Origin of the sequence: Dactylosporangium sp. CA-092794, assembly GCF_050948465.1 — a bacterium.
Taxonomy (GTDB): Bacteria; Actinomycetota; Actinomycetes; order Mycobacteriales; family Micromonosporaceae; genus Dactylosporangium.
This window is the reverse complement of the sequence record NZ_CP192044.1, coordinates 5,847,693-5,874,638: the sequence shown is the minus strand read 5'-3', so window position 1 is coordinate 5,874,638 and position 26,946 is coordinate 5,847,693. Positions and strand designations below refer to the sequence as shown.

1 protein-coding gene (cut by a window edge) is annotated in these 26,946 nt (G+C 72.8%); it reads right to left on the bottom strand.

Features of this window, described 5'->3' with window-relative positions; genetic code table 11:
* Positions 1 to 26,946, bottom strand: partial view of an SDR family NAD(P)-dependent oxidoreductase gene (locus ACQPXD_RS24930; protein WP_432842508.1) — the 5' portion only. It extends 1,044 nt beyond the left edge of the window; 26,946 of the gene's 27,990 nt are visible here — the first part of the coding sequence; the start codon lies at positions 26,944 to 26,946; its stop codon lies off the left edge, out of view.

The window sequence follows — 26,946 nt, the reverse complement described above, 5'->3', positions numbered from 1 at the left end:
CGCCGCATGCACCACCGCATCAACCCGGCCCACCCCGGCCAGCGCCGCCGCCAACCCATCGAAATCGGCCACGTCACAGCCCAGCACGGTGACCCGCACACCAAGCTCGGCGACCAGGTCCGCCACCCCGGGCGCATCGGGCCCGCGCCGCGACGTCAGCACAAGATGCTCGACACCCTGCCCCGCCAACCAGCGGGCCACATGACCGCCGAGACCACCGGTGCCGCCGGTCACCAGCACCGTGCCCCGAGGACGCCACGGTTTCGACGAGCCAGCCGCCGCAGCCCGCACCAGACGACGCCCATACACACCGTCCGCCCGCACCGCGACCTGATCCTCACCGCCCCAACCGGCCAACACCGCGACCACCCGCCCATCCAGCACGCCGGGTGCGTCGATCAGGCCACCCCACCGCTCCGGATACTCCAGACCGGCAACCCGGCCAAACCCCCACAACGCCGCACCACCCAGATCCGACACAACATCGGAACGACCCACCGACACCGCACCCTGCGTCACCACCCAGACCGGGGCCGTCGCCTCCCGCAGCAAGGCAGACAACTTCGCGACCGACAGGCCATCAGCGACACACACCACGGCATCCGCGGCATCAATGTCCGTCCCGACCCGAACCGCAGCGCCACCCTCGGCCAGCAGCGCCCCGAGCTGCCCCGCCCGATCAGCACCTTCCGGACCGTGCACCACCAACCACGACCCAACTGGCACACCCTCCCCGGCACCGGTCAGCGGCGTCCACGACACCTCATACCGCCAACCATCGACCGCCGTCCGGGACTGACGCTGCCGCAACGACGTCAACACCGGCAACAACGAATCCGCATCCCGACGCTCAACCGCCGCCCAAAACTCCGCATCAAGCAGCTCCACCCCACCCGGCAACGCCCGCCGATCCACCGACGGCCAGAACCGCTGCCGCTGGAACGCGTACGTCGGCAGGTCAACCCGCCCCGGGGCGCCGGCGACGAACTGAGTCCAGTCGACGGTCCCACCATGCACATGGACCCCAGCAACGGCGGCCAGCAGCGTCTCGGCCTCGTCCCGCCCCGCCCGCAACGCCGGCAGCCAAATCCCGTCATCGGCCATCGCCGACAACGACCCGTCCGGCCCCAGCTCCAGGAAAATGTCCGCACCAAGCGACGTCACCGCATCGTGATACCGAACCGGCTCACGGACATGCGCGACCCAATACGCCGGACTGGTCACATCCGCTCCCGGCGTGCCCGACACGACCGGTATGGACGGCTCGTGCCAGGTGACGGTGTCGAGCACTGCGGCGAACTCGGCCAGCATCGGCTCCATCAACGGCGAATGGAACGCATGACTCACCCGCAGCTGGCGAGCCTTGCCCCCGCGCTCCCGCCACTGATCAGCCAGTTGCAGCACCACGTCCGCACTGCCCGAAATCACCGTCGACTGTGGACCGTTCACTGCCGCCACGCCCACATCCACGTGCCCCGCAATGAGCGCGAACGCTTCCTCATGGGACGCCGTCAACGCCACCATCGCACCCCCGGACGGCAACGCCTGCATCAACCGGCCCCGCGCCGCCACAATCCGCGCCACATCCGCCAGCGACCACACCCCAGCCACGTAGGCCGCGGTCACCTCACCGATCGAGTGCCCGGCCAGGAACCTGGGCTCGACGCCCCACGACTCCACCAGCCGGAACAACGCCACCTGCATCGCGAACAACGCCGCCTGCGTATTCGCCGTCTGATCCAGCTCCCCGCCATCAGCGATCAACTCACGCAACGGCGTCTGGAAATGCGCACACACCTCGTCGAACGCTGCCGCGAACACCGGATACCGCCCATACAGGTCAAGACCCATACCGACCCGCTGACTACCCTGACCCGAGAACACGACGGCCAGTCGACCCGGACCGGCCACACCCGTGATCGTGTTCGGGCCGAACACCACCGCCCGATGCGCGAACCGCGACCGGCCACTCGCCAGCGCCCGGCCAACCGCAACGGCATCCACCGACGACTGCCCCGCCACGAACTCGGTCAGCCGCCGCACCTGGTCCCGCAGCGCCGGCTCCGACTTCGCCGACAGCAGCCACGGCACCGGCCCGGTCGCCTCCAGCACCGGGACCGGCTCCGGCTCAGCCGCCTCCAGGATCACGTGGGCGTTGGTGCCGGAGATGCCGAAGGCGGAAACACCGGCCCGGCGCGGGTGGCCATTGGCCGGCCAGGGGGTGGGTTCGGCCAGGAGCCGCACCGCCCCGGCCGACCAGTCGACGTGCGATGACGGTGCGTCGAGGTGCAGGGTCTTGGGCAGCAGCTCATGCCGCATGGCGAGCACCATCTTGATGATCCCGGCGACGCCCGCGGCGCTCTGGGTGTGGCCGATGTTGGACTTGACGGCCCCGACGAGCAGGGGTCGCTCGGCGGTCCGGTCCTGGCCGTAGGTGGCGAGCAGCGCCTGCGCCTCGATCGGATCGCCCAGCGTCGTGCCCGTGCCGTGCGCCTCGACCGCATCGACCTCACCGGGCCGCAACCCGGCGTTGGCGAGGGCCGCCCGGATCACCCGCTGCTGTGAGGGACCGTTCGGCGCCGTCAGACCGTTCGACGCACCGTCCTGGTTCACCGCGCTCCCCCGCACCACGGCGAGGACCTGATGCCCGTGACGCCGCGCGTCGGACAGCCGCTCCAGGACGAGCATGCCCACGCCTTCGCCCCAGCCGGTACCGTCGGCCGCATCCGCGAACGGCTTGCACCGCCCGTCCGCGGCCAGACCGCCCTGCCGGGAGAACTCGATGAACGCCACGGGTGTGGACATGACGGTGACGCCACCGGCGAGGGCCATCGAGCACTCACCCGACCGCAGAGCCTGAGCCGCCAGGTGTACCGCGACCAGCGACGACGAACAGGCCGTGTCCACCGACACCGCCGGACCCTCCAGACCCAGGGTGTATGCGACCCGCCCGGACGCGACGCTCGTGGTCGTGCCGGTCATCGCGTGCCCGTCGACGCTGCCCGGATCGGCGGCGAGGCCCATGCCGTAGTCGGAGGCGGCGATCCCGACGTACACGCCGGTGTCGGAGCCGCGCAGCCCGGCCGGATCGATCCCGGCCCGTTCGAGGGCCTCCCACGACGTTTCCAGCAGCAACCGCTGCTGGGGGTCCATCGCCAGGGCCTCCCGCGGGCTGATCCCGAAGAACCCGGCGTCGAACAGTGCCGCATCGGCCAGGAACCCGCCCTCGCGGACGTAGCTGGTTCCGGCGTGCTGCGGGTCCGGGTCGTACCAGGCCGCCGTGTCCCAGCCGCGGTCGGCCGGAACCTCACCGATGGCGTCGCCGCCGGCGGCGAGGAGGGCCCAGAGCGCTTCGGGGTCTCCGACGCCGCCGGGGAACCGGCAGCCCATGCCGACGATCGCGATCGGCTCGTCGGTCGCCGCGACGACGGTGACCGGCGCGGCGACGGCGGTGCCACCGGTGAGCTCGGTGAGGAGGTGCCGGGCGAGGGTCTCGGGCGTCGGATGGTCGAAAACGGTCGTGGCGGGCAGCCGCAGCCCGGTCGCCGCGACCAGCCGGTTGCGGAACTCCACCGCCGTCAACGAATCAAACCCAAGATCCCGGAACGCCACCCCACCATCCACCGACGCCGGTCCAACATGACCAAGCACAGCCGCAACATGCGCGCAGACGAGTTCCTGCACGACCTCGATCCGCCGCGCTTCACCCAGCCCACGCAGACGAGCCACCAGCTCAGCCCCCTCAGCCCGGTCCGGCTCCGCGTCACCGACCCGCGCCTCCGGGATCGCCGCCAACAACGGACTGGGGCGGGCCACGGTGAATGCAGCGCCGAACGTCGCCCAATCCACATCAGCGACCGTCACACAGGCCTCACCCCGCCCGACCGCTTCCGCGAGCGCCTGCACCGCCAAGCCCGGATCCAGCGCCCGCACCCCACGCCGGGCGAGCGCGGCGGCAGCATCAGCCCGAGCCATCCCAGCCCCCGCCCACGGCCCCCACGCCACACTCGTCACCACCCGACCAACCCCGCGCTGCTGCACCGCATACGCATCCAGAAACGCATTCGCCGCCGCATACACACCCTGACCACCACTACCCCACACACCCGCAACCGACGAGAACAACACCAACGCATCAAGCGGACGCTCACCGCCCTCAACCAACAGCCGATGCAAGTTCCGCGTCCCAGCCACCTTCGCCGCCAAAATCTCCGCCACCACACCCTCCCCGGTATCCGCAATGGACGACCCCTGACCGATCCCCGCCGCATGCACCACCGCATCGATCCGGCCCACACCCGCGACAGCAGCCGCGAGCTTGTCGAAGTCGGCCACGTCGCAAGCCAGCACGGTGACCCGCACACCAAGCTCGGCGACCAGGTCCGCCACCCCGGGCGCGTCGGCGCCGCGGCGCGAGGTGAGCACGAGATGCTCCACGCCCTGCCCCGCCAGCCAGCGAGCCACATGACCGCCGAGACCACCGGTGCCGCCGGTCACCAGCACCGTGCCCCGAGGACGCCACGGTTTCGACGAGCCAGCCGCCGCAGCCCGCACCAGACGACGCCCGAAAACACCATCCGCCCGCACCGCAACCTGATCCTCACCCGCCCAACCGGCCAACACCGCAACCACCCGCTCATCCAGCACACCGGGCACGTCAATCAGCCCACCCCACAGCGCCGGATACTCCAGACCGGCAACCCGGCCAAACCCCCACAACGCCGCACCACCCAGATCCGACACAACATCGGAACGACCCACCGACACCGCACCCTGCGTCACCACCCAGACCGGGGCCGTCGCCTGCCGCAGCAGCGAGGACAATTCCGCCACCGACAGGCCGTCGGCGACACACACCACACCGTCCACGCCGGCGACATCAACGCGAGAACCGACCTGGACCGCAGCACCACCCTCGGCCAGCAGCGCCCCGAGCTGCCCCGCCCGATCAGCACCTTCCGGACCGTGCACCACCAACCACGACCCGACCAGCACACCCTCCCCGGCACCCGTCAGCGGCGCCCACGACACCTCATACCGCCAACCATCGACCGTCGTCCGGGACTGACGCTCCCGCAACGACGTCAACACCGGCAACAACGAATCCGCATCCCCCCGCTCAACCGCCGCCCAAAACTCCGCATCGAACGCCTCCACCCCACCCGGCAACGCCCGCCGATGCACCGACGGCCAGAACCGCTGCCGCTGGAACGCGTACGTCGGCAGTGCCGACTGCGTGGTGACGCCCTTGCCCAGCGGCCCGCTCCAGTCGACGGTCCCACCATGCACGTGGACCCCAGCAACGGCGGCCAGGAGCGTCTCGGCCTCGTCCCGCCCAGTGCGCAACGCCGGCAACCAGACCCCGCCATCGGCCATCGCCGACAGTGACCCGTCCGGCCCCAGCTCGAGGAAAATGTCCGCGCCAAGTGCCGTTACCGCATCGTGATACCGAACGGCCTCGCGGACATGCGCCACCCAATACGCCGGACTGGTCAGGTCCGCATCCGGCGTGCCCGACACCACCGGGATCGACGGCTCACGCCACACCACACTGTCCAGCACGGTCGCGAACTCGCCCAGCATCGGCTCCATCAACGGCGAATGGAACGCATGACTCACCCGCAGCCGCCGAGCCTTACCCCCTTGATCCCGCCACCGATCGGCCAGCCCCAACACCATCTCGGCCGCACCGGAAATCACCGTCGACCGCGGACCGTTCACGGCGGCTACACCCACATCGGTATGCCCGGCGATCAGGTCCATAGCCTCCTCATGCGATGCGGTCAGCGCCACCATCGCCCCGCCAGCCGGTAGCGCCTGCATCAACCGGCCCCGCGCCGCCACAATCCGCGCCGCATCCGCCAGGTCCCACACCCCAGCCACATACGCCGCGGTCACCTCACCAATCGAATGACCCGCAAGAACGTCAGGACGGATCCCCCACGACTCCACCAGCCGGAACAACGCCACCTGCACCGCAAACAGAGCAGCCTGCGTATTCGCCGTCTGATCCAGCTCCCCGCCATCAGCGATCAGGTCACGCAACGGACTCTCGAAGTGCGCACACACCTCGTCGAACGCCGCCGCGAACACCGGATACCGCCCATACAGGTCCAAACCCATACCGACCCGCTGACTACCCTGACCCGAAAACACCATCGCCAGGCGACCCGGACCCGCCACACCCGTCACCACATTCGAACCGACCACGACCGCCCGATGCGCGAACCGCGACCGGCCACTCGCCAGCGCCCGGCCAACCGCAAGGGCATCGACCGACGACTGCCCCGCCACGAACTCGGTCAGCCGCCGCACCTGGTCCCGCAACGCCGGCTCCGACTTCGCCGACAGCAGCCACGGCACCGGCCCGGTCGCCTCCAGCACCGGGACCGGCTCCGGCTGTACCTCTTCCAAGATCACGTGGGCGTTCGTGCCGGAGATGCCGAAGGACGACACACCGGCCCGGCGTGGGTGGCCGTTCGTCTTCCACGGCACGGCGTCGGTCAGCAGCCGGACGGTGCCGGCCGACCAGTCGACATGCGACGACGGCGCGTCCACGTGCAGCGTCTTGGGCAGGACGCCGTTGCGCAGGGCGAGGACCATCTTGATGATCCCGGCCGCCCCGGCCGCGGCCTGGGTGTGGCCGATGTTCGACTTCACCGAGCCGACCAGCAGCGGCCGCTCGGCCGGACGGTCCTGACCGTATGTGGCGAGCAGCGCCTGCGCCTCGATCGGATCGCCGAGGGTCGTCCCGGTGCCGTGCGCCTCGACCGCATCGACCTCACCGGGCCGCAACCCGGCGTTGGCGAGGGCCGCCCGGATCACCCGCTGCTGCGACGGACCGTTCGGAGCCGTCAGACCGTTGGACGCCCCGTCCTGGTTCACCGCGCTGCCCCGCACCACGGCGAGGACCTCGTGACCGCGGCGGCGCGCCTCCGACAGCCGCTCCAGGACGAGCACGCCGGCGCCTTCGCCCCAGCCGGTACCGTCTGCGGCGTCCGCGAACGCCTTGCAGCGCCCGTCGGCGGCCAGCCCACCCTGCCGGGCGAACTCGACGAAGATGCTCGGCGTCGACATCACCGTGACCCCGCCCGCGAGCGCCATCGAGCACTCACCCGACCGCAGGGCCTGGGCCGCCAGGTGTACGGCGACCAGCGCCGACGAGCATGCCGTGTCCACGGACACGGCCGGACCTTCGAGGCCGAGCGTGTAGGCCACCCGGCCGGACATGACGCTTGCCGCGTTGCCGGTGCTGGCGAACCCGTCACCGCCGGTGTCGGCGATGCTGAGCAGCGCCGGGTAGTCCTGCCCGTTCGTGCCCAGGTACACGCCGGTCGAGCTGCCCCGCAACGCGCCCGGATCGATCCCGGCCCGTTCGAGGGCCTCCCACGACGTTTCCAGCAGCAGCCGCTGCTGGGGGTCCATGGCGAGGGCCTCGCGCGGGCTGATCCCGAAGAATCCGGCGTCGAACCCGGCCACATCGGCGACAAAGCCGCCCGCGCGGGCGAAGTCGGCCGCCGCCGGCGCCGGGCTGTGCGACGCGGCCTCCTCCCAGCCGCGGTCGCCGGGGAACCCGCCCATGGCGTCGACGCCGTCCGCGAGCAGCGCCCAGAACGCCTCGGGCGTGTCGGCGCCGCCCGGGAAACGGCAGCTCATGCCGACGATCGCGATCGGCTCGTCGACGGCCGCCACGGTTGCCACGCTCGAGTGCGCGGCGGCGCCGGTGATCTCGGACGTGAGGTGCCGGGCGAGGTCGGCCGGCGTCGGGTAGTCGAAGACCAGCGTGGCGGGCAGGGTCAGCCCGGTCGCGGCGGTGAGCCGGTTGCGCAGCTCGACGGCGGTCAGCGAGTCGAAGCCGAGGTCCCGGAACACCTCGTCCACCGGCACCTGGGCCGAGTCCGTGTGCCCGAGCGAGGCGGCGGCCTCTTCCCGGACGAGCGTCAGCACCATGCCGGGCTGCCGCTCGGCCGGAGCTGCCTTCAACCGGGCGACCCAGGCCGAGCCGGCCCCCGCGACCGGCGATTCGGCGAGCGCGGCCCGCACGGCCGGCAGTTCGGTCAGCCAGGCCCCGACCCGTCCACCACTGAGCTCGACCACCTTGTGCCAGTCGACGTCGGCCACGGCGAGATACCCGGCACCGACGGCGTGCTCCAGCGCCGACACCGCCAGCCCCGGGTCCATACCGGCAACCGCACTGCGCCGCGTCCCCGCCGCCAGCCCGTCCCCCGCCCAAACGCCCCAGCCGATGGAGACCATCGGGGCGCCTTGAGCCCGGCGTTGCCGCGCATAGGCGTCCAGGAACCCGTTGGCGGCGGCATAGTTCCCTTGCCCCGGCGACCCGAACAGCGCCGCCACGGACGAGAAGATGACGAACGCCCGCAACCCGAGGTCCGCGGTCAGGGCGTCGAGGTTCAGGACCGCGTCGATCTTCGCCCGGGCCACCGTGTCGAACCGCTCCGGCGTCAACGACCCGAGCACACCGTCGTCGATGACCCCGGCCGCGTGCACGACCGCGGTGACCGGGTGCTCGGCGAGGACCGCCGCCATCGCGTCACGGTCCGCCGCATCCGCCGCCACGACCTCGACCGGGATCCCGAGATCCGGTGCCGGACCGCCCCGCCGGCTGACCAGCACGAGGCGCTCCGCCCCGTGCTCGGCCAGCCACCGCGCGACCCGCAGTCCAAGCGCACCCGTGCCGCCGGTGACCAGAACCGTGCCGGATGGCTGCCACGCCGATCCCGGATCGGCCGGCGCCGGACGCAGCCGCAACCCGTACACACCATCCGCCCGGACCGCGACCTGGTCTTCCCCGGACCCGAGCGCGACGGAGAGCGATCCGGCCGGCGCGTCAGCCGCGAGGTCGATCAGGCCACCCCACCGGTCCGGCTGCTCCACACCGATCACCCGGCCGAGCCCCCACACCTGCCCCTGCCACGCATTCGTATCCAACTCCCGGGTCACCACCCACAACGGCACCGGACCCCACTGCCGCGCCACCACCAGCAACTCCGCGGCACACTCCCGGCCCGCGGACGCCAGCAACACCCCACCGGCCACCTCCGGCACCGGGTCACCCACCGCCAGCCGCACCACCTCAGCGCCCGCCGCCACCAACTCGGCCGCGATGTCGTCACCGGTACCAGGAGCGGCGATCAGCGCCCACCGGCCCGGCAACGCCACCGGCGGCGAGGCGATCCGGGACCAGCCGACCTGATACCGCCAGCCATCCACGGCCGAAACGCTGCCGCTCCGCTCCGGCCAGAACCGCTGATGCTGGAACGCATACGTCGGCAACTCGACCCGCCCGGCCGCAGCCCCGCCGAGCAACCCGGCCCAGTCGACGGTCCCACCATGCACGTGGACCCCCGCGACGGCGGTCAGCAGCGTCTCGGCCTCGTCCCGCCCGGCCCGCAACGCCGGCAACCACACCCCGCCATCGGCCATCGCCGACAGGGATCCGTCCGGCCCCAGCTCCAAGACGATATCCGCACCAAGCGCCGTCACCGCATCGTGGTAGCGAACGGCCTCCCGGACATGCGCGACCCAATACTCAGGACTCGTCAGATCCGCCCGCGGCGTGCCCGACACGACCGGTATCGACGGCTCCTGCCAGGTCACGCCGTTGAGCACGGCGGCGAACTCGGCCAGCATCGGCTCCATCAACGGCGAATGAAACGCATGACTCACCCGCAACCGCCGAGCCTTACCATCCCGCTCCCGCCACCGATCGGCCAACGCCAAGACAGTGTCCGCAGCACCGGAAATCACCGTCGACCGCGGACCGTTCACCGCCGCCACACCCACATCCGCATGCCCGGCAACCAACTCGAGGGCCTCGTCGTGGGATGCCGTCAACGCCACCATCGCCCCACCGACGGGCAACGCCTGCATCAACCGGCCCCGCGCCGCCACAATCCGCGCCGCATCCGCCAGCGACCACACCCCCGCCACGTAGGCCGCCGTCACCTCACCAATCGAATGACCCGCAAGAACGTCGGGACGGATCCCCCACGACTCCACCAGCCGGAACAACGCCACCTGCACCGCAAACAACGCCGCCTGCGTATTCGCCGTCTGATCCAGATCAGTGCCGTCCGCGATCAACTCCCGCAACGGCATCCCCAAATGTCCGCACACCTCGTCGAACGCCGCCGCGAACACCGGATACCGTGCGTACAGGTCGAGACCCATACCGACCCGCTGACTACCCTGACCCGAAAACACCACGGCCAGTCGACCCGGACCCGCCACACCCGTGATCGTCTTCGGGCCGAGCACGACCGCCCGATGCGCGAACCGCGACCGGCCACTCGCCAGCGCCCGGCCGACCGCGAGCGCATCCACCGACGACTCCGCGGCCCTGAACTCGGCCAGCCGCCGCACCTGGTCCCGCAAAGCCGGCTCCGACTTCGCCGACACCAGCCACGGCACCGGGCCGGAAGACTCCACCACCGGGACCGGCTCCGGCTCGGCCTCCTCCAAGATCACGTGTGCGTTCGTGCCGGAAATCCCGAACGACGACACACCGGCCCGCCGCAGGTGACCATTCGCCGCCCACGGCGTGGCCTCCGTCAGCAGCCGCACCGTCCCCGCCGACCAGTCCACATGGGACGACGGCGCGTCCACATGCAGCGTCCGCGGCAACAACCCGTGACGCAACGCCAGGACCATCTTGATGATGCCGGCCGCCCCGGCCGCGGCCTGGGTGTGGCCGATGTTCGACTTCACCGAGCCGACCAGCAGCGGCCGCTCGGCCGGACGGTCCTGACCGTATGTGGCGATCAGCGCCTGCGCCTCGATCGGATCGCCGAGGGTCGTCCCGGTGCCATGCGCCTCGACCGCATCCACCTCGGCCGGGGACAACCGGGCGTTCGCGAGGGCCTGCCGGATCACCCGCTGCTGCGAGGGACCGTTCGGGGCCGTCAGACCGTTCGAGGCGCCGTCCTGGTTCACGGCGCTGCCGCGCACGAGCGCGAGCACGGGGTGTCCCAGCCGGCGCGCCTCCGACAGCCGCTCGAGCACCAGCACACCGGCGCCTTCACCCCAGGCGGTACCGTCGGCCGCGTCCGCGAAGGCCTTGCAGCGCCCATCGGCGGCCAGCCCACCCTGCTGAGCGAACGCCACGAAGGGCGCCGGGGTGGACATGAGGGTCACGCCGCCCGCGAGGGCCATGGAGCACTCGCCGGACCGCAGGGACTGCGCCGCCAGGTGTACCGCAACCAGCGCCGACGAGCACGCCGTGTCCACGGACACGGCCGGGCCTTCGAGGCCGAACGTGTAGGCGAGCCGGCCGGAGATGACGCTGGCCGCGTTGCCGGTGAGCAGGTGCCCCTCGCTGCCGGTCGACGAGTCGATCATCATCGAGACGTAGTCCTGGCCGTTGGTACCGAGGTAGACGCCGGTGTTGCTGCCGCGCAGGACGGCCGGGTCGATGCCGGCGCGTTCGAGGGCCTCCCAGGCGGTTTCCAGGAGTACCCGCTGCTGCGGGTCCATGGCGAGGGCCTCGCGCGGGCTGATGCCGAAGAACCCGGCGTCGAAGCCGGCCACGTCGCCGACGAAGCCGCCCTCGCGCGCGAAGGTGACGCCGGCCGGGTACGTAACGGATTCCCAGCCGCGGTCGGTCGGGAAGCCGCTCATCGCGTCGACGCCGCCGGCGAGCAGCGCCCAGAACGCTTCGGGGGTGTCGGCGCCGCCCGGGAAGCGGCAGCCGATGCCGACGATCGCGATCGGTTCGTCGGTCGCGGTGGTGACGGCGACGGGTGCGGCCGCGGCCGCGGCTCCCATGACCGCGGCGAGCAGGAACTCGGTCAGCGCGGCCGGCGTCGGGTAGTCGAAGACGAGCGTGGCCGGCAGGGTCAGGCCGGTCGCGGCGGTGAGCCGGTTACGCAGCTCGACGGCGGTCAGCGAGTCGAAGCCGAGGTCGCGGAACGCCACGCCCGGTTCGACGGCGGCGGCACTGGAGTGGCCGAGGACGACGGCGGCCTGTTCCCGGACGAGGGCGAGGACCAGGGCGGTCCGGCTCCCGGCGGGGGTGTCCTTGAGCCGCAGTACCCAGGCGGAATCATCGGCCCGGGACGGGAGCTCGGCCTGCAGGGCGCGGACCTGCGGCAGCTCCGACAGCCACGCGCCGGCTCGCCCGGCGCCCGCGGCGAGCAGGCGGCGCCAGTCCAGGTCGGCGACGGCGAGGTAGCCGCGGCCGGCGGCGTGTTCCAGCGCGGACACCGCGATCGCCGGGTCCATGCCGACGACGCCGTCGCGCCGGGTGCGGGCCTCGACGACGTCGGCGGCGGCGAGGCCTCCGCCGGCCCAGGCGCCCCAGCCGATCGAGACCATCGGCGCACCCTGGGCCCGGCGCTGCTGCGCGTAGGCGTCCAGGAACCCGTTCGCGGCGGCATAGTTGCCCTGCCCCGGCGAACCGAACAGCGCGGCCAGGGAGGAGAAGATGACGAACGCCTGCAGTCCCAGGTCCGCCGTCAACGCGTCGAGATTCAACACCGCGTCGATCTTCGCCCGCGCCACCGTGTCGAACCGCTCCGGCGTCAACGACCCCAACACCCCATCATCAATCACCCCGGCCGCATGCACCACCGCCGTCACCGGATACTCGGCCAGAACCGCCGCCATCGCATCCCGATCCGCCGCATCCGCCGCCACAACCACCACCGGAACACCGACATCCGGCGCCGGACCACCCCGCCGACTCACCAGCACGAGACGCTCCGCCCCGTGCCCGGCCAGCCACTGTGCGACCCGGCGCCCGAGAGCGCCAGTACCACCCGTCACCAGGACCGTGCCCGAGGGTCGCCAACCATCACCCGACCCCGCCGGGGCATGCCGCAGCCGCAACCCGTACAGACCGTCCGCCCGCGCCGCGACCTGGTCCTCGCCCGAACCCAGCGCCGCCACCAACGACCCTGGCGGCGCGTCAGCCGCGAGATCGACCAGACCGCCCCACCGATCCGGCTGCTCCGCCCGGACCACCCGGCCGAGGCCCCACACCTGCCCCTGCCACGCATTCGTGTCCAGCGAACGGGTCACCACCCACAACGGCACCGGACCCCACTGCCGCGCCACCACCAGCAACTCCACGGCACATTCGCGGCCCGGCGAAGCCAGCAACACCCCACCGGCCACCTCCGGCACCGGATCGCCCGGACTCAGCCGCACCACCTCAGCACCCGCCGCCACCAACTCCGCCGCGACGTCATCACCGGTTCCGGGGGCGGCGATCAGCGCCCAGACGCCGGACAGCTCGGTCGGGCCGGTGGTCAGCCGGGTCCAGCCGACCTGGTACTGCCAGCCGTCCCGGGTGAGCCGGTTCCGACGCTGCCGCATGGAGGCGAGGACGGGCAGCACGGAGGCGGCGTCCTCGCGCTCGACCGCCTGCCAGAACTCGCCGTCGAAGACGCCGGTCAGGTCGGCGCCGGGCGCGGTGAGACCGCCGGTCCAGGCGGCGATCGCCTCGGGCCAGAACCGCTGCCGCTGGAACGGGTACGTGGGCAGTGCTTCGACGACCGCCGGGGCCGCACCCCACGCCGACGACCAGTCCACGGCCGTTCCCGCCACGTGCAGCGCCGCCATCGACCGTAGCCACCGGCTCCGCCCGCCGTCGTCCCGCCGCAGCGTGCCGGCGACCACGAGATCCTCGCCCGCCTGCTCCACCGCCATCGCCAGCACCGGATGCGGACTGACTTCCACGAACGTCCGATGCCCGCCGGCAACCAGTGCCGCGATCACATCACCGAACCGGACCGTATACCGCAAATTCCGATACCAATACCCACCCTCACCACCCGAAGCCGCGTCCACAGTGGAATGGAACGGCACCCCGCCGTCATGCGGATCCAACCCGGCCAGATCCGCCTCGAGCCGGTCCCGCAGCGCCTCCACCTGCACCGAATGCGACGCGTAGTCCACATTGATCCGCCGTACACCCAAATCGGCATGCGCCTCCGCGAACGCATCCGCCCCGGACCCGCTCACCACCACCTGCGCCGGACCGTTCACCGCCGCCACCGACAGATCCGGTCCAATCAGGGCCAGCACCCGCTCCAACGGCAACGGCACCGACACCATCCCACCCGACCCCGACAACTCCAGGATCGCCCTACTCCGCAGCGCCACCACCCGGGCACCGTCCTCAAGGGACAGCCCACCCGCGACCACGGCCGCCGCGATCTCGCCCTGGGAATGCCCGACCACCGCCGCCGGCCGCACGCCCACCGACCGCCACAGTTCGGCCAGGGACACCATCACCGCCCAGGTTGCGGGCTGCACCACATCGACCCGCTCCAGCATTTCGGCGTCACCCAGCACCGCCCGCAGATCCCAGTCCACAAACGGCCTCAACGCAGCCGCACAACGGACCATCGACTCGGCGAACACCGGCTCGCTGTCCCACAGCGCCAAACCCATCCCCACCCACTGCGCACCCTGACCCGGAAAAACGAACACCGGGGTTCCAGCACCACCGGCTACACCCCGAATCAGCGGTTCGTCCAACTCCGCCAAGAGATGCTCGCGGTCGCCGGCGACCACGACGGCCCGATGCGCGAACGAGGACCGAGCGGCCAGGTTGCGGGCGACCGCGGCGAGGTCGGCGTCCGGGCGCTCGGCCAGGAAACGGGCCAGCCGGGCCGCCTGGTCGCGCAGGGCCCGCGCGGTCTTGGCCGACAGCAGCCAGGCCGTGGTGGCCGGCGCCGGCGGCACGACCGCGGCGGCGGGGGCCGGTGCGACCTCTTCGAGGATAAGGTGGGCGTTGGTGCCGGAGATCCCGAACGCCGAGACCCCGGCCCGCCGGAGACGGCCGTCGGCGGTCCACGGCCGCGCCGACGTGAGCAGCTCGACCGCGCCCGCCGTCCAGTCCACGTGCGTCGACGGTGCGTCCACGTGCAGCGTCTTGGGTAGGACGCCGTGCCGCAGGGCGAGGACCATCTTGATGATGCCCGCGATGCCCGCGGCGGCCTGGGTGTGGCCGATGTTCGACTTGATCGAGCCGAGCAGCAGCGGCCGGTCCGCGGGGCGGTCCTGGCCGTAGGTGGCGAGCAGAGCCTGGGCCTCGATGGGGTCGCCGAGGGTGGTGCCGGTGCCGTGCGCCTCGACCGCATCGATCTCGCCGGGCCGCAGGCCGGCGTTGGCGAGGGCCTGCCGGATGACCCGCTGCTGCGCGGGGCCGTTCGGGGCCGTCAACCCGTTCGACGCGCCGTCCTGGTTGATCGCGCTGCCGCGGACCACGGCCAGGATCTGCCGGCCGTTGCGGCGGGCCTCGGACAGGCGCTCGAGGACGATGACGCCGGCGCCTTCGCCCCAGCCGGTGCCGTCGGCCGCGTCCGCGAACGACTTGCAGCGCCCGTCCACGGCCAGGGCCCGCTGCCGGGAGAACTCGACGAAGACGCCGGGCGTGGTCATGAGCCCGACTCCGCCGGCCAGGGCCATGGAGCACTCGCCGGCCCGCAGAGCCTGAGCCGCCAGGTGTACCGCGACCAGCGCCGACGAACACGCGGTGTCGACGGACACGGCGGGCCCTTCCAGGCCGAGGATGTACGACACCCGGCCGGAGGCGACGCTGGTGCTCATCCCGGTCAGGCCGTGCCCGTCGGCGTTGCCGGGGTCGGCGGCGAGCCGCATGGGGTAGTCGGAGCCGGCGATGCCGACGTAGACGCCGGTGTCGGTGCCGCGCAGCCCGGACGGGTCGATCCCGGCCCGTTCGAGAGCCTCCCACGCCGTCTCCAGCAGCAGCCGATGCTGCGGGTCCATGGCGATGGCCTCGCGGGGGCTGATCCCGAAGAAGCTCGCGTCGAAGCCGGCCGCGTCGTCGAGGAAGCCGCCTTCGCGGGCGTAGCTGGTCCCGGCGTGCTCGGGATCGGGGTCGTACCAGGTGGCCAGGTCCCAGCCGCGGTCGGCCGGGAACAGGCCGACGGCATCGCGGCCGGCGGCCAGGAGGGTCCACAGTGCTTCGGGGGTGTCGACTCCACCGGGGAACCGGCAGCCCATGCCGACGATGGCGATGGGTTCGTCGGAGCCGCCGGCGGTCGTGGTCGGGCGGACGACGCCGGTCCGGGTGCCGAACACCTCGGCGAGCAGGAACCGGGCCAGCACTCGCGCGCTCGGGTAGTCGAAGACGAGCGTCGCCGGGAGCCGCAGCCCGGTGCCGGCGGCGAGCCGGTTGCGCAGCTCGACCGCGGTCAGCGAGTCGAAGCCGAGGTCGCGGAACGCCACGTCGGGGTCGACGGCGGCGGCACCGGCGTGGCCGAGGACGACGGCGGCCTGGACGCGGACGAGGTCGAGCACCGTTGCTTCGCGTTCGGCCGTGCCGAGCGCGGCGAGGCGGTCGGCGAGCTCGGCGGAGCCGGCCGTGGCGGCGGTCCGGCGTCCCGGGGCGCCGGCGAGGACGCGCCACAGTGGCGGTACCGCGGCCGTCCCGCCCCGCCGCATCGCGGCCACGTCGAGCCGCATGAGGACCAATTGGGCCGGGTCGGCGCGGACGGCGGCGTCGAAGAGCGCGAGGCCCTGCGCGGAGGTGAGCGCCTCGACGCCGCCCCGGCCCATCCGGGCGAGGTCGGCCTGGTCGAGGTGCCCGGTCATCGTCGAGCGCCGCTCCCACAGGCCCCAGGCGAGAGACTGCCCGGCGAGACCCTCGTTCCGCCGGCGCAATGCAAGGGCGTCGAGATAAGCGTTGGCCGCCGCGTAATTGCCCTGCCCAGCCGCCCCGAACGTGGCCGCGGCCGACGAATACATGACGAACCACGCCAAATCCTGACCCCGGGTCAACTCATGCAAATGCCACGCCGCATCCGCCTTCACCCGCAACACCCCCGCAAGACGCTCCGCAGAAAGCGACTCCACCACCCCGTCATCCAGCACACCCGCGACATGCACCACACCCGTCATCCGCCGACCCGCCAACACCGAAGCGAGCGCACCCCGATCGGCGACATCACACGCCACGACCTCCGCCCCCAACGCCATGAGCTCCGCAGCACCCGGGGCCGCCGTACCCTGCCGGGACAGCACCAGCAGGTCCCGCACCCCGTACGTTTCGATCAGATGCCGGACGAGGAGACCACCCAGCGTCCCCGTACCGCCGGTGATCACGACCGTGCCGTCCGGATCGAGCGCACGCGGCTCGGCCCGGCCACCGACCGCCCGGGTCAGCCGCCGGGCGTACAGGACACCGTCACGAACGGCCAGCTCCGGTTCACCGGACGCGAGCACGGCCGCCACGTCGAAGTCGCCGTCCAGCAGCACGAACTGGCCAGGATGCTCCGACTGCGCCGACCGCACCAACCCCCACACCGCCGCCGCACCCAGATCACCGCCATCGACAGCACCGGCCGTCCGGACCACCAACCGGTCCGCCGACGGCGCCGCCAGCCACGCCTGCAACCGCTCCAGCACCAGCGCCGTCGCCGCGTGCACGTCCAGCGCCGGGACCGCGAACGTCTCGGCCGTCAGGTCGCCGGGCGGCTCGGCCGCGGTCACCGGGACCCAGTCGACGGTCAGGAGCGGCAGGGCGGCATCCGCGGTGGCGAGCCGCAGCTGGTCGGCGGTCACGGCGCGCAGGACGAGGGCGTCCGCGCTGAGGACCGGCTGTCCCTCGGTGTCGAACACGGCGACGGTGATACCGGCGTCCGTCCTCGACAGCTGGACGCGCAGGGTCCGGGCACCGGTGGCGTAGAGCCGGACACCGGTCCAGCCGAACGGCAGCATCGCTCCGGCGTCGCCGAGCAGGCCGGCCGGGCCGATCGGGTGCAGGGCCGCGTCGAGCAGCGCCGGGTGCACACCGTACCCGTCCGGCGTCGCCGTCTCGGGGAGCGTCACCTCGGCGTAGACATCGGCGCCGGCGCGCCAGGCCGCCCGCAGCCCCTGGAACGTAGGACCGTAGACGAAGCCGCCCTCGGCGAGCCGCTCGTACACGCCGGCGACGGCGACCGGGTCCACGCCGGCCGGCGGCCACGTGTCGACCGCGGCGGGGGCGGTCCCGGCCTCGGGGCTGAGAACGCCGGTCGCGTGCCGGGTCCACGGGCTATCGGGGCCGTCCGGCCGCGAGTACACGTTGACGGGCCGGCGGCCGGTGTCGTCGGCGTCACCGGCCCACACCTGCAGCGCGACGCCCCCGGCGGCCGGGAGGACGAGCGGGGTGTGGAGGGTCAGCTCGTCGAGGAAACCGCAGCCGACCTGGTCACCGGCGTGCACGGCGAGGTCGACGAATGCGGTGCCGGGCAGGAGTACGGCGCCGCCGACGGCGTGGTCGGCCAGCCACGGCTGCGCGGCGACCGACAGCCGGCCGGTGAGCAGGACCCCGTCGCCGTCGGCGAGCGAGATCGCGGCGCCGAGCAGCGGGTGCCGGGCCGTGCGCTGCCCGACGGCGCCCGCGTCGCCGGGGCGGCCGGTGCCCGGCTGCGGCCAGTACCGCTGCCGCTGGAACGCGTACGTGGGCAGCGCCTGCGGTGTGGCCGCCGCGCCGATGACCGCGGACCAGTCCACCGGCAGCCCGGCCACGTGCAGCGCCGCGACCGACCGCAGCCAGCGCTCCCGCCCGCCGTCGTCCCGCCGCAGCGAGCCCGCCACGATCAGGTCTCCGCCCGCCTGCTCGACAGCCATCGCCAAGACCGGATGCGGACTCACCTCAACAAACGTCCGATGCCCGCCGGCGACCAGCGCCGCGATCACATCACCGAACCGGACCGTATACCGCAAATTCCGATACCAATACCCGCCCTCGCCGTCCGACGCATCCACAGTGGAATGGAACGGCACATCACCTTCCTGCGGATCGAGACCCGCCAGATCAGCCTCAAGCCGATCCCGCAACGCCTCCACCTGCACCGAATGCGACGCATAATCCACATTGACCCGGCGCACACCCAAATCCGCATGCGCCTCCGCGAACGCATCCGCCCCAGACCCACTCACCACCACCTGCGCCGGACCGTTCACCGCCGCCACCGACACACCCGGCCCGATCAAAGCCAGCACCCGCTCCAACGGCAGCGGCACCGACACCATCCCACCCGACCCCGACAACCCCAGGATCGCCCTACTCCGCAGCGCCACCACCCGGGCACCGTCCTCAAGGGACAGCCCACCCGACACCACGGCCGCCGCGATCTCACCCTGCGAATGGCCCACGACACCGGCCGGCCGCACGCCCACCGACCGCCACAACTCGGCCAGGGACACCATCACCGCCCACGTCGCCGGCTGCACCACATCCACCCGCTCCAGCATTTCGGCGTCGCCCAGCACCGCCCGCAGATCCCAGTCCACAAACGGCTTCAGCGCGGCCGCACAACGGGCCATCGACTCGGCGAACACCGGCTCGGCATCCCACAACGCCAAACCCATCCCCACCCACTGCGCACCCTGGCCGGGGAACACGAACACCGGATCACCACCACCGGCCACACCCTTGATCAGCGGTTCCTCCAACTCCGCCAAGAGATGCCCGCGGTCGCCGGCGACCACGACGGCCCGATGCGCGAACGACGACCGAGCCGCCAGAGAACGGGCGACCGCAGCCAGGTCGACATCCGGACGCTCGGCCAGGAAACCGGCCAGCCGAGCCGCCTGGTCCCGCAGAGCCGGTTCGGACTTCGCCGACAACAACCACGGCCACGGACCACTCGACGCCCCGAGCGGCTGGGGCTGCGGCTGCGCTTCCTCGAGGATGACGTGGGCGTTGGTGCCGGAGATGCCGAAGGCGGAGACCCCGGCCCGCCGGGGCCGGCCGTCGGCGGTCCACGGCCGCGCCGACGTGAGCAGCTCGACCGCGCCCGCCGTCCAGTCCACGTGCGTCGACGGTGCGTCCACGTGCAGCGTCTTGGGCAGCACGCCGTGCCGCAGCGCGAGGACCATCTTGATCAGTCCGGCCGCGCCCGCCGCGGCCTGGGTGTGGCCGATGTTCGACTTCACCGACCCGAGCAGCAGCGGCCGGTCCGCGGGCCGGTCCTGGCCGTAGGTGGCGAGCAGGGCCTGCGCCTCGATGGGGTCGCCGAGGGTGGTGCCGGTCCCGTGGGCCTCGACGGCGTCGACCTCGTCGGGCCGCAGGCCGGCGTTGGCGAGCGCGGCCCGGATGACCCGCTGCTGGGAGGGGCCGTTCGGGGCGGTGAGGCCGTTGGAGGCGCCGTCCTGGTTGACGGCGCTGCCGCGGACGACGGCGAGGACAGGGTGGCCGCGGCGGCGGGCCTCGGAGAGCCGTTTGAGGACGAGGATGCCGATACCCTCGCCCCAGCCGGTGCCGTCGGCGGCGTCCGCGAACGCCTTGCACCGCCCGTCCGCAGACATCGCCCGCTGCCGGGAGAACTCGACGAAGGTGCTGGGCGTCGACATCACCGAGACGCCGCCGGCGAGCGCCATCGAGCACTCCCCGGCCCGCAGCGCCTGAGCCGCCAGGTGCAGGGCAACCAGCGCCGACGAACACGCGGTGTCGACCGACAGGGCCGGGCCTTCGAGGCCGAGGGTGTAGGCGACGCGGCCGGAGGCGACGCTGGTGCTCATGCCGGTCAGCGCGTGCCCGTCGATGTTGGCCGGGTCGGCGGCAAGGCGCATGGCGTAGTCGGAGCCGGCGATGCCGACGTAGACGCCGGTGTCGGTGCCGCGCAGCCGGGCCGGGTCGATCCCGGCCCGTTCGAGAGCCTCCCACGACGTCTCCAGCAACAGCCGCTGCTGCGGGTCCATGGCGAGCGCCTCGCGGGGGCTGATGCCGAAGAACGCGGCGTCGAACCCGGCGACGTCGGTGACGAACGCGCCTTCGCGGGCGTAGCTGGTCCCGGCGTGCTCGGGATCGGGGTCGTACCAGGTGGCGCTGTCCCAGCCGCGGTCCGCGGGGGCAGGCCCGACGGCGTCGGTACCGGCGGCCAGGAGGTCCCAGAACGCCTCGGGGGTGCCGGATCCACCGGGGAACCGGCAGCTCATACCGATAATGGCGACGGGTTCGTCGACGGCGGCGGCGACACTGCGCACGACCGTGGCGCTCGGCGCGCCGAACACCTCGGCGAGCAGGAACCGGGCCAGTTGCCGGGCGTTCGGGTGGTCGAACACCAGCGTGGCGGGCAGCCGCAGGCCGGTGCCGGCGGCGACCCGGTTGCGCAGCTCGACCGCGGTCAGCGAGTCGAAGCCGAGGTCACGGAACGCCACGTCCGGGTCGACGGCGCCGGTGTCGGCGTGGCCGAGGACGATCGCCGCCTGCGTGCGCACCAGATCCAGCAGCTTCGCCTCGCGTTCGGCGGCGCCGAGCCCGCCGAGCTCGGCGACGAGCCCCGACCGGCCGCCGGTCGTGGCGGCGGTGCGGCGGGCGGGTCCACCGGCCAGGACGCGCCACAGCGGCGGTACCGCGCCCGCGCCCGCGCGGCGCAGCCCGGCGGTGTCGAGCCGCACGGGGACCAGCTGGGGCCGGTCGACCAGCACGGCGGCGTCGAAGAGCGCGAGGCCCTGCTCGGCGGTGAGGGCGCCGACGCCGCCGCGGTTGATCCGGGCGAGGTCCGCGTCGTCGAGGTGCCCGGTCATCGCCGAGCGCTCCTGCCACAGTCCCCAGGCGAGGGACTGCCCGGCGCGGCCTTCGTTGCGGCGGTGCAGCGCGAGGGCGTCGAGGTAGGCGTTGGCGGCGGCGTAGTTGCCCTGACCGGGTGCACCGAACGTGGCCGCGGCGGAGGAGTACATGATGAACCAGGCCAGGTCCTGGTCCCGCGTCAGCTCGTGCAGATGCCGGGCGGCATCGGCCTTGGCCCGGAGTACACCGGTGAGCCGTTCGGGGGTGAGTGCCTCGACGACGCCGTCGTCGAGCACCCCGGCGGTGTGCACCACGCCGGTGATCCGGTGCCCGGCCAGCGCGGCGGCGACGGACTCCCGGTCGGTGACGTCACACGCCACCACCTGCGCGCCGAGCGCCGTCAGCTCGTCGGCCCCGGCGGCGGCCGGGCCCTGCCGGGACAGCAGCAGCAGGTTCCGCACGCCGTGGACCTCGACCAGATGCCGGGCGAGGAGCGCGCCGAGGGTGCCGGTGCCGCCGGTGATGACGACGGTGCCGGCCGGGTCGGGTCCGGCGGGCAGGCGCAGGACGACCTTGCCGATGTGGCGGGCCGCCTGGAGGTGCCGCAGGGCCTCGACCGCCCGGGCGGCCTCGTACACGGTCGTCGGCAGCAGCCTCAGCGATCCGGCGGCGAAGAGCTCCAGCAGTTCGCCGAGCATCTCGCCGATCCGGTCCGGCCCGGCCTCGAACAGGTCGAACGCCCGGTAGACCACGCCGGCGCGGTCGATGGACGACCGGACGTCGGTCTTGCCCATCTCCACGAAGTGCCCGCCGCGCGGGAGCAGGTCCAGCGACGCGTCCACGAAGGACCCGGCCAGGGCGTTGAGGACGACGTCGACACCGTCGCCGCCGGTCGCGGCCAGGAACCGGTCGCGGAAGTCAAGATCCCGGGACGAGGCCAGCTGTGTACCGTCGAAGCCGTCGAGCGCGGGCCATTTGCCGGGACTGGCGGTGCCGTACACCTCCAGGCCCCACGCCCGGGCCAGCTGCACGGCCGCCATGCCGACGCCGCCGGCCACGGCGTGGATGAGGATCTTCTGCCCGGGCCGGACGGCGGCGATGTCGCGCAGCGCGTAGAAGGCGGTCAGGAACACGATCGGCACCGACGCCGCGTCGGTGAACGACCAGCCCGCCGGAATCGGGGCCAGCACCCGGTGGTCGGTGACGGCCCGCGGCCCCAGGGCGCCGAGGAAGAGGCCGCAGACCCGGTCACCGGCGGCGAGACCGGTCACGTCCGGCGCGACCTCGACGACGATCCCGGCGGCCTCGCTGCCCATCATCGCGCCCGGGGTGGGGTACATGCCCAGCCCGACCAGCACGTCGCGGAAGTTCAGGCCGGTCGCGCGCACGGCGACCCGGACCTGCCCGGCCGTCAGCGGCGCGGCCGCCGGTGCCCAGTCCAGGACGGTCAGGTTGTCGAGGCTGCCCGGCTCGGCGACATCGATCCGCCAGGCGGTCCGGTCCAGGCCGGGGATGGCCAGGCGGTGGGCGGCGGCCCAGTCCAGACGCCGGCCGTGGAGCACACCGTCGCGAACCGCGACCTCCGGCTCCCCGCTCGCGACCACGGCCGCGAGGTCGGCGTCGCCGTCGCTGTCCACCAGGACGAACCGCCCCGGATGCTCCGACTGGGCCGAACGGACCAGACCCCACACCGCGGCCGCGGCCGGGTCGGTGCCGTCGGTGGCGCCGCGGGTGACGATGACCAGCGGCCCGTCGGCGTCCGGGTCGGCCAGCCGCGCCTGCACCGAGCCCAGCGCCGCCGCCGCGACGACGTGCACGTCCCCCGCCGGCACCTCCACGAAGGCCGGCCACTCCGCGCCGGCCGGCTCGACGACCGGCAGCGGTACCCATTCGACGGCGAGCAGGGCCTGCCCGTCGGACGGAGCGGTGGCGGTGGCGAGCTGCTCGGCGCTGACCGGCCGGAGTACCAGCGTGGCGGCGGTGAGCACCGCCTGCCCCTCGGGATCGAACACGCCGACGGCGACCCGGCCGTCCGCGACCGGCGCGAGGTGGACGCGCAGCCGGCGGGCGCCGGTGGCGTACAGCCGGACCCCGCTCCACGAGAACGGCAGGACCGGCTCGGTATCGCCGGTGAGCCCGCTGACACCGATGGGGTGCAGGGCGGCATCCAGCAGCGCCGGGTGCACGCCGAAGCCGTCGGCGGACATCGGCTCGGGCAGCTCGACCTCGGCGTAGACGTCCCGGCCGGCCCGCCACGCGGCGCGCAGCCCCTGGAACACCGGCCCGTACGCGTAGCCGTTGCCGGCCAGCCGCTCGTACATCCCGTCGATCGCGACCGGTTCGGCACCGGCCGGCGGCCAGGCGGTGAGGGCGGCCGGAGTGCGGCCGGGCTCCGCGCTGAGCACCCCGGTGGCGTGCAGCGTCCACGGCCCCTCGGCGGCGCCGTCGTGCTCGGGGCGGGCGTAGACGTTGACCGGCCGCCGCCCGGTCTCGTCGGCGCCCCCGGCCCAGACCTGGACCTGGACGCCGCCGCGCGCCGGCAGGACCAGCGGTGTGTGCAGCGTCAGTTCGTCGACGGTGCCGCAGCCGACCTGGTCGCCGGCGTGGACGGCGAGGTCGAGGAGCGCGGTGCCGGGCAGGATCGGGGTGCCGCCGAGGGCGTGGTCGGCGAGCCACCGCTGGCCGGTCAGCGACAGGCGGCCGGTCAGGACGACGCCGGTGCCGTCGGCGAGGGAGACGGCCGCGCCGAGCAGCGGGTGGACGGCCGGACGCAGACCGGCGGCGCCGACATCGCCGGGCCGCCCGCCGGTGAGCTCGGGCCAGTACCGCCGCGGCTGGAACGGGTACGTCGGCAGCTCCACCGGCGGCCCACCAGCCGCGCCGAGCACCGCCGCCCAGTCCACGTTCACCCCGGCCACGTGCACGGCGCCCAGGGATCGCAGCCACCGCTCCCGCCCACCGTCGTCCCGCCGCAGCGTGCCGGCGACCACAAGGTCCTCGCCCGCCTGCTCCACCGCCATCGCCAGCACCGGATGCGGACTGACTTCCACGAACGTCCGATGCCCGCCGGCAACCAGCGCCGCGATCACATCACCGAACCGGACCGTATACCGCAAATTCCGATACCAATACCCGCCGTCGTCGTCCGACGCATCCACAGTGGAATGAAACGGCACCTCGCCGTCATGCGGATCCAACCCGGCCAGCTCCACCTGGAGCCGGTCCCGCAGCGCCTCCACCTGTACCGAATGCGACGCGTAGTCCACATTGATCCGCCGTACACCCAAATCGGCATGCGCCTCCGCGAACGCATCCGCCCCAGACCCACTCACCACCACCTGCGCCGGACCGTTCACCGCCGCCACCGACAGATCCGGTCCAATCAGGGCCAGCACCCGCTCCAACGGCAACGGCACCGACACCATCCCACCCAACCCCGACAACCCCAGGATCGCCCTACTCCGCAGCGCCACCACCCGGGCACCATCCTCAAGAGACAGACCACCCGACACCACCGCCGCCGCGATCTCACCCTGCGAATGCCCCACCACCGCCGCCGGCCGCACGCCGACCGACCGCCACAGTTCGGCCAGGGACACCATCACCGCCCACGTCGCGGGCTGCACCACATCCACCCGCTCCAGCATTTCGGCGTCACCCAGCACCGCCCGCAGATCCCAGTCCACAAACGGCTCCAAGGCCGTCGCACAACGAGCCATCGACTCGGCGAACACCGGCTCGCTGTCCCACAACGCCAAACCCATCCCCACCCACTGCGCACCCTGACCCGGAAACACAAACACCGGATCGGCGCTGGTCGCAGCAACGCCCCGGATCGACGGTTCGTTCAGGTCCGCCAAAAGGTGCTCGCGGTCGCCGGCGACCACGACGGCCCGATGCGCGAACGACGACCGAGCAGCCAGAGAACGGGCGACCGCGGCGAGATCGGCATCCGGACGCTCGGCCAGGAAACCGGCGAGCCTGGCCGCCTGGTCTCGCAGGGCCGGTTCGGACTTCGCCGACAACAGCCACGGCCACGGACCGCTCGACGCCCCGGGCGCCTGAGGCTGCGGCTGCGCTTCTTCGAGGATGACGTGCGCGTTGGTGCCGCTGACGCCGAAGGACGACACGCCGGCCCGGCGCGGCCGGCCGTCGACGGTCCACGGCCGCGCCGACGTGAGCAGCTCGACCGCGCCCGCCGTCCAGTCGACGTGCGTCGACGGGGTGTCCACGTGCAGCGTCCGGGGCAGGATGCCGTGGTGCATCGCGAGGACCATCTTGATGATGCCGGCGGCCCCGGCCGCGGCCTGGGTGTGCCCGATGTTCGACTTCACCGAGCCGAGCAGCAGCGGCCGGTCCGCGGGCCGTTCCCGGCCGTAGGTGGCGAGCAGGGCCTGGGCCTCGATGGGGTCGCCGAGCGTCGTACCGGTGCCGTGGGCCTCGACGGCGTCGACCTCGCCGGGCGAGAGCCGGGCGTTGACGAGGGCGGCCCGGATGACCCGCTGCTGCGACGGGCCGTTCGGGGCGGTCAGGCCGTTGGAGGCGCCGTCCTGGTTGACGGCGCTGCCGCGGACGACGGCGAGGACCGGGTGGCCGTGGCGGCGGGCCTCGGACAGCTTCTCCAAGACGAGGATGCCGGCGCCCTCGCTCCAGCCGGTGCCGTCGGCGGTGTCGGCGAATGCTTTGCAGCGCCCGTCGGGGGCCAGGCCGCGCTGGCGGGAGAATTCGACGAACACGCTGGGGGTCGACATGACGGTGACGCCGCCGGCCACGGCGAGGGTGCACTCGCCGGAGCGCAGGGCCTGCGCGGCCAGGTGTACCGCGACGAGCGCCGACGAGCAGGCCGTGTCGATGGAGACGGCGGGCCCTTCGAGGCCGAGGACGTAGGCGACGCGGCCGGACAGGACACTGGCGGCGTTGCCGGTGCCGGCGAACCCCTCGGCGGCGGCGTCGGTGACGCTCAGCAGCGTCGGATAGTCCTGGCCGTTGGTTCCGACGTACACGCCGGTACTGCTGCCCTTGAGCGCGGCCGGGTCGATTCCGCTCCGCTCCAGCGCCTCCCAGACCGTGGTGAGCAGCAGCCGCTGCTGCGGGTCCATGGCGATCGCCTCGCGCGGGCTGATGCCGAAGAACGCGGCGTCGAACAGCGTCGCGTCGGTCAGGAACCCGCCCTCGCGGACGTAGCTCGTGCCGGGGTGCTCGGGATCGGGGTGATACCACGAGTCGAGGTCCCAGCCGCGGTCGGCCGGGAACTCTCCGATCGCGTCGCCGCCGGACGCCAGCAGCTCCCACAGCGCTTCAGGCGTCGCGATCCCGCCCGGGAACCGGCAGCTCATGCCCACGATCGCGATCGGCTCGTGTGACTTCGCCTCGACCTCGGCGAGCCGGCGGCTGGTCTCATGGAGATCGACCGTGACCCGCTTGAGGTACTCCCGGAGCTTGTTCTCGGTGCTCAC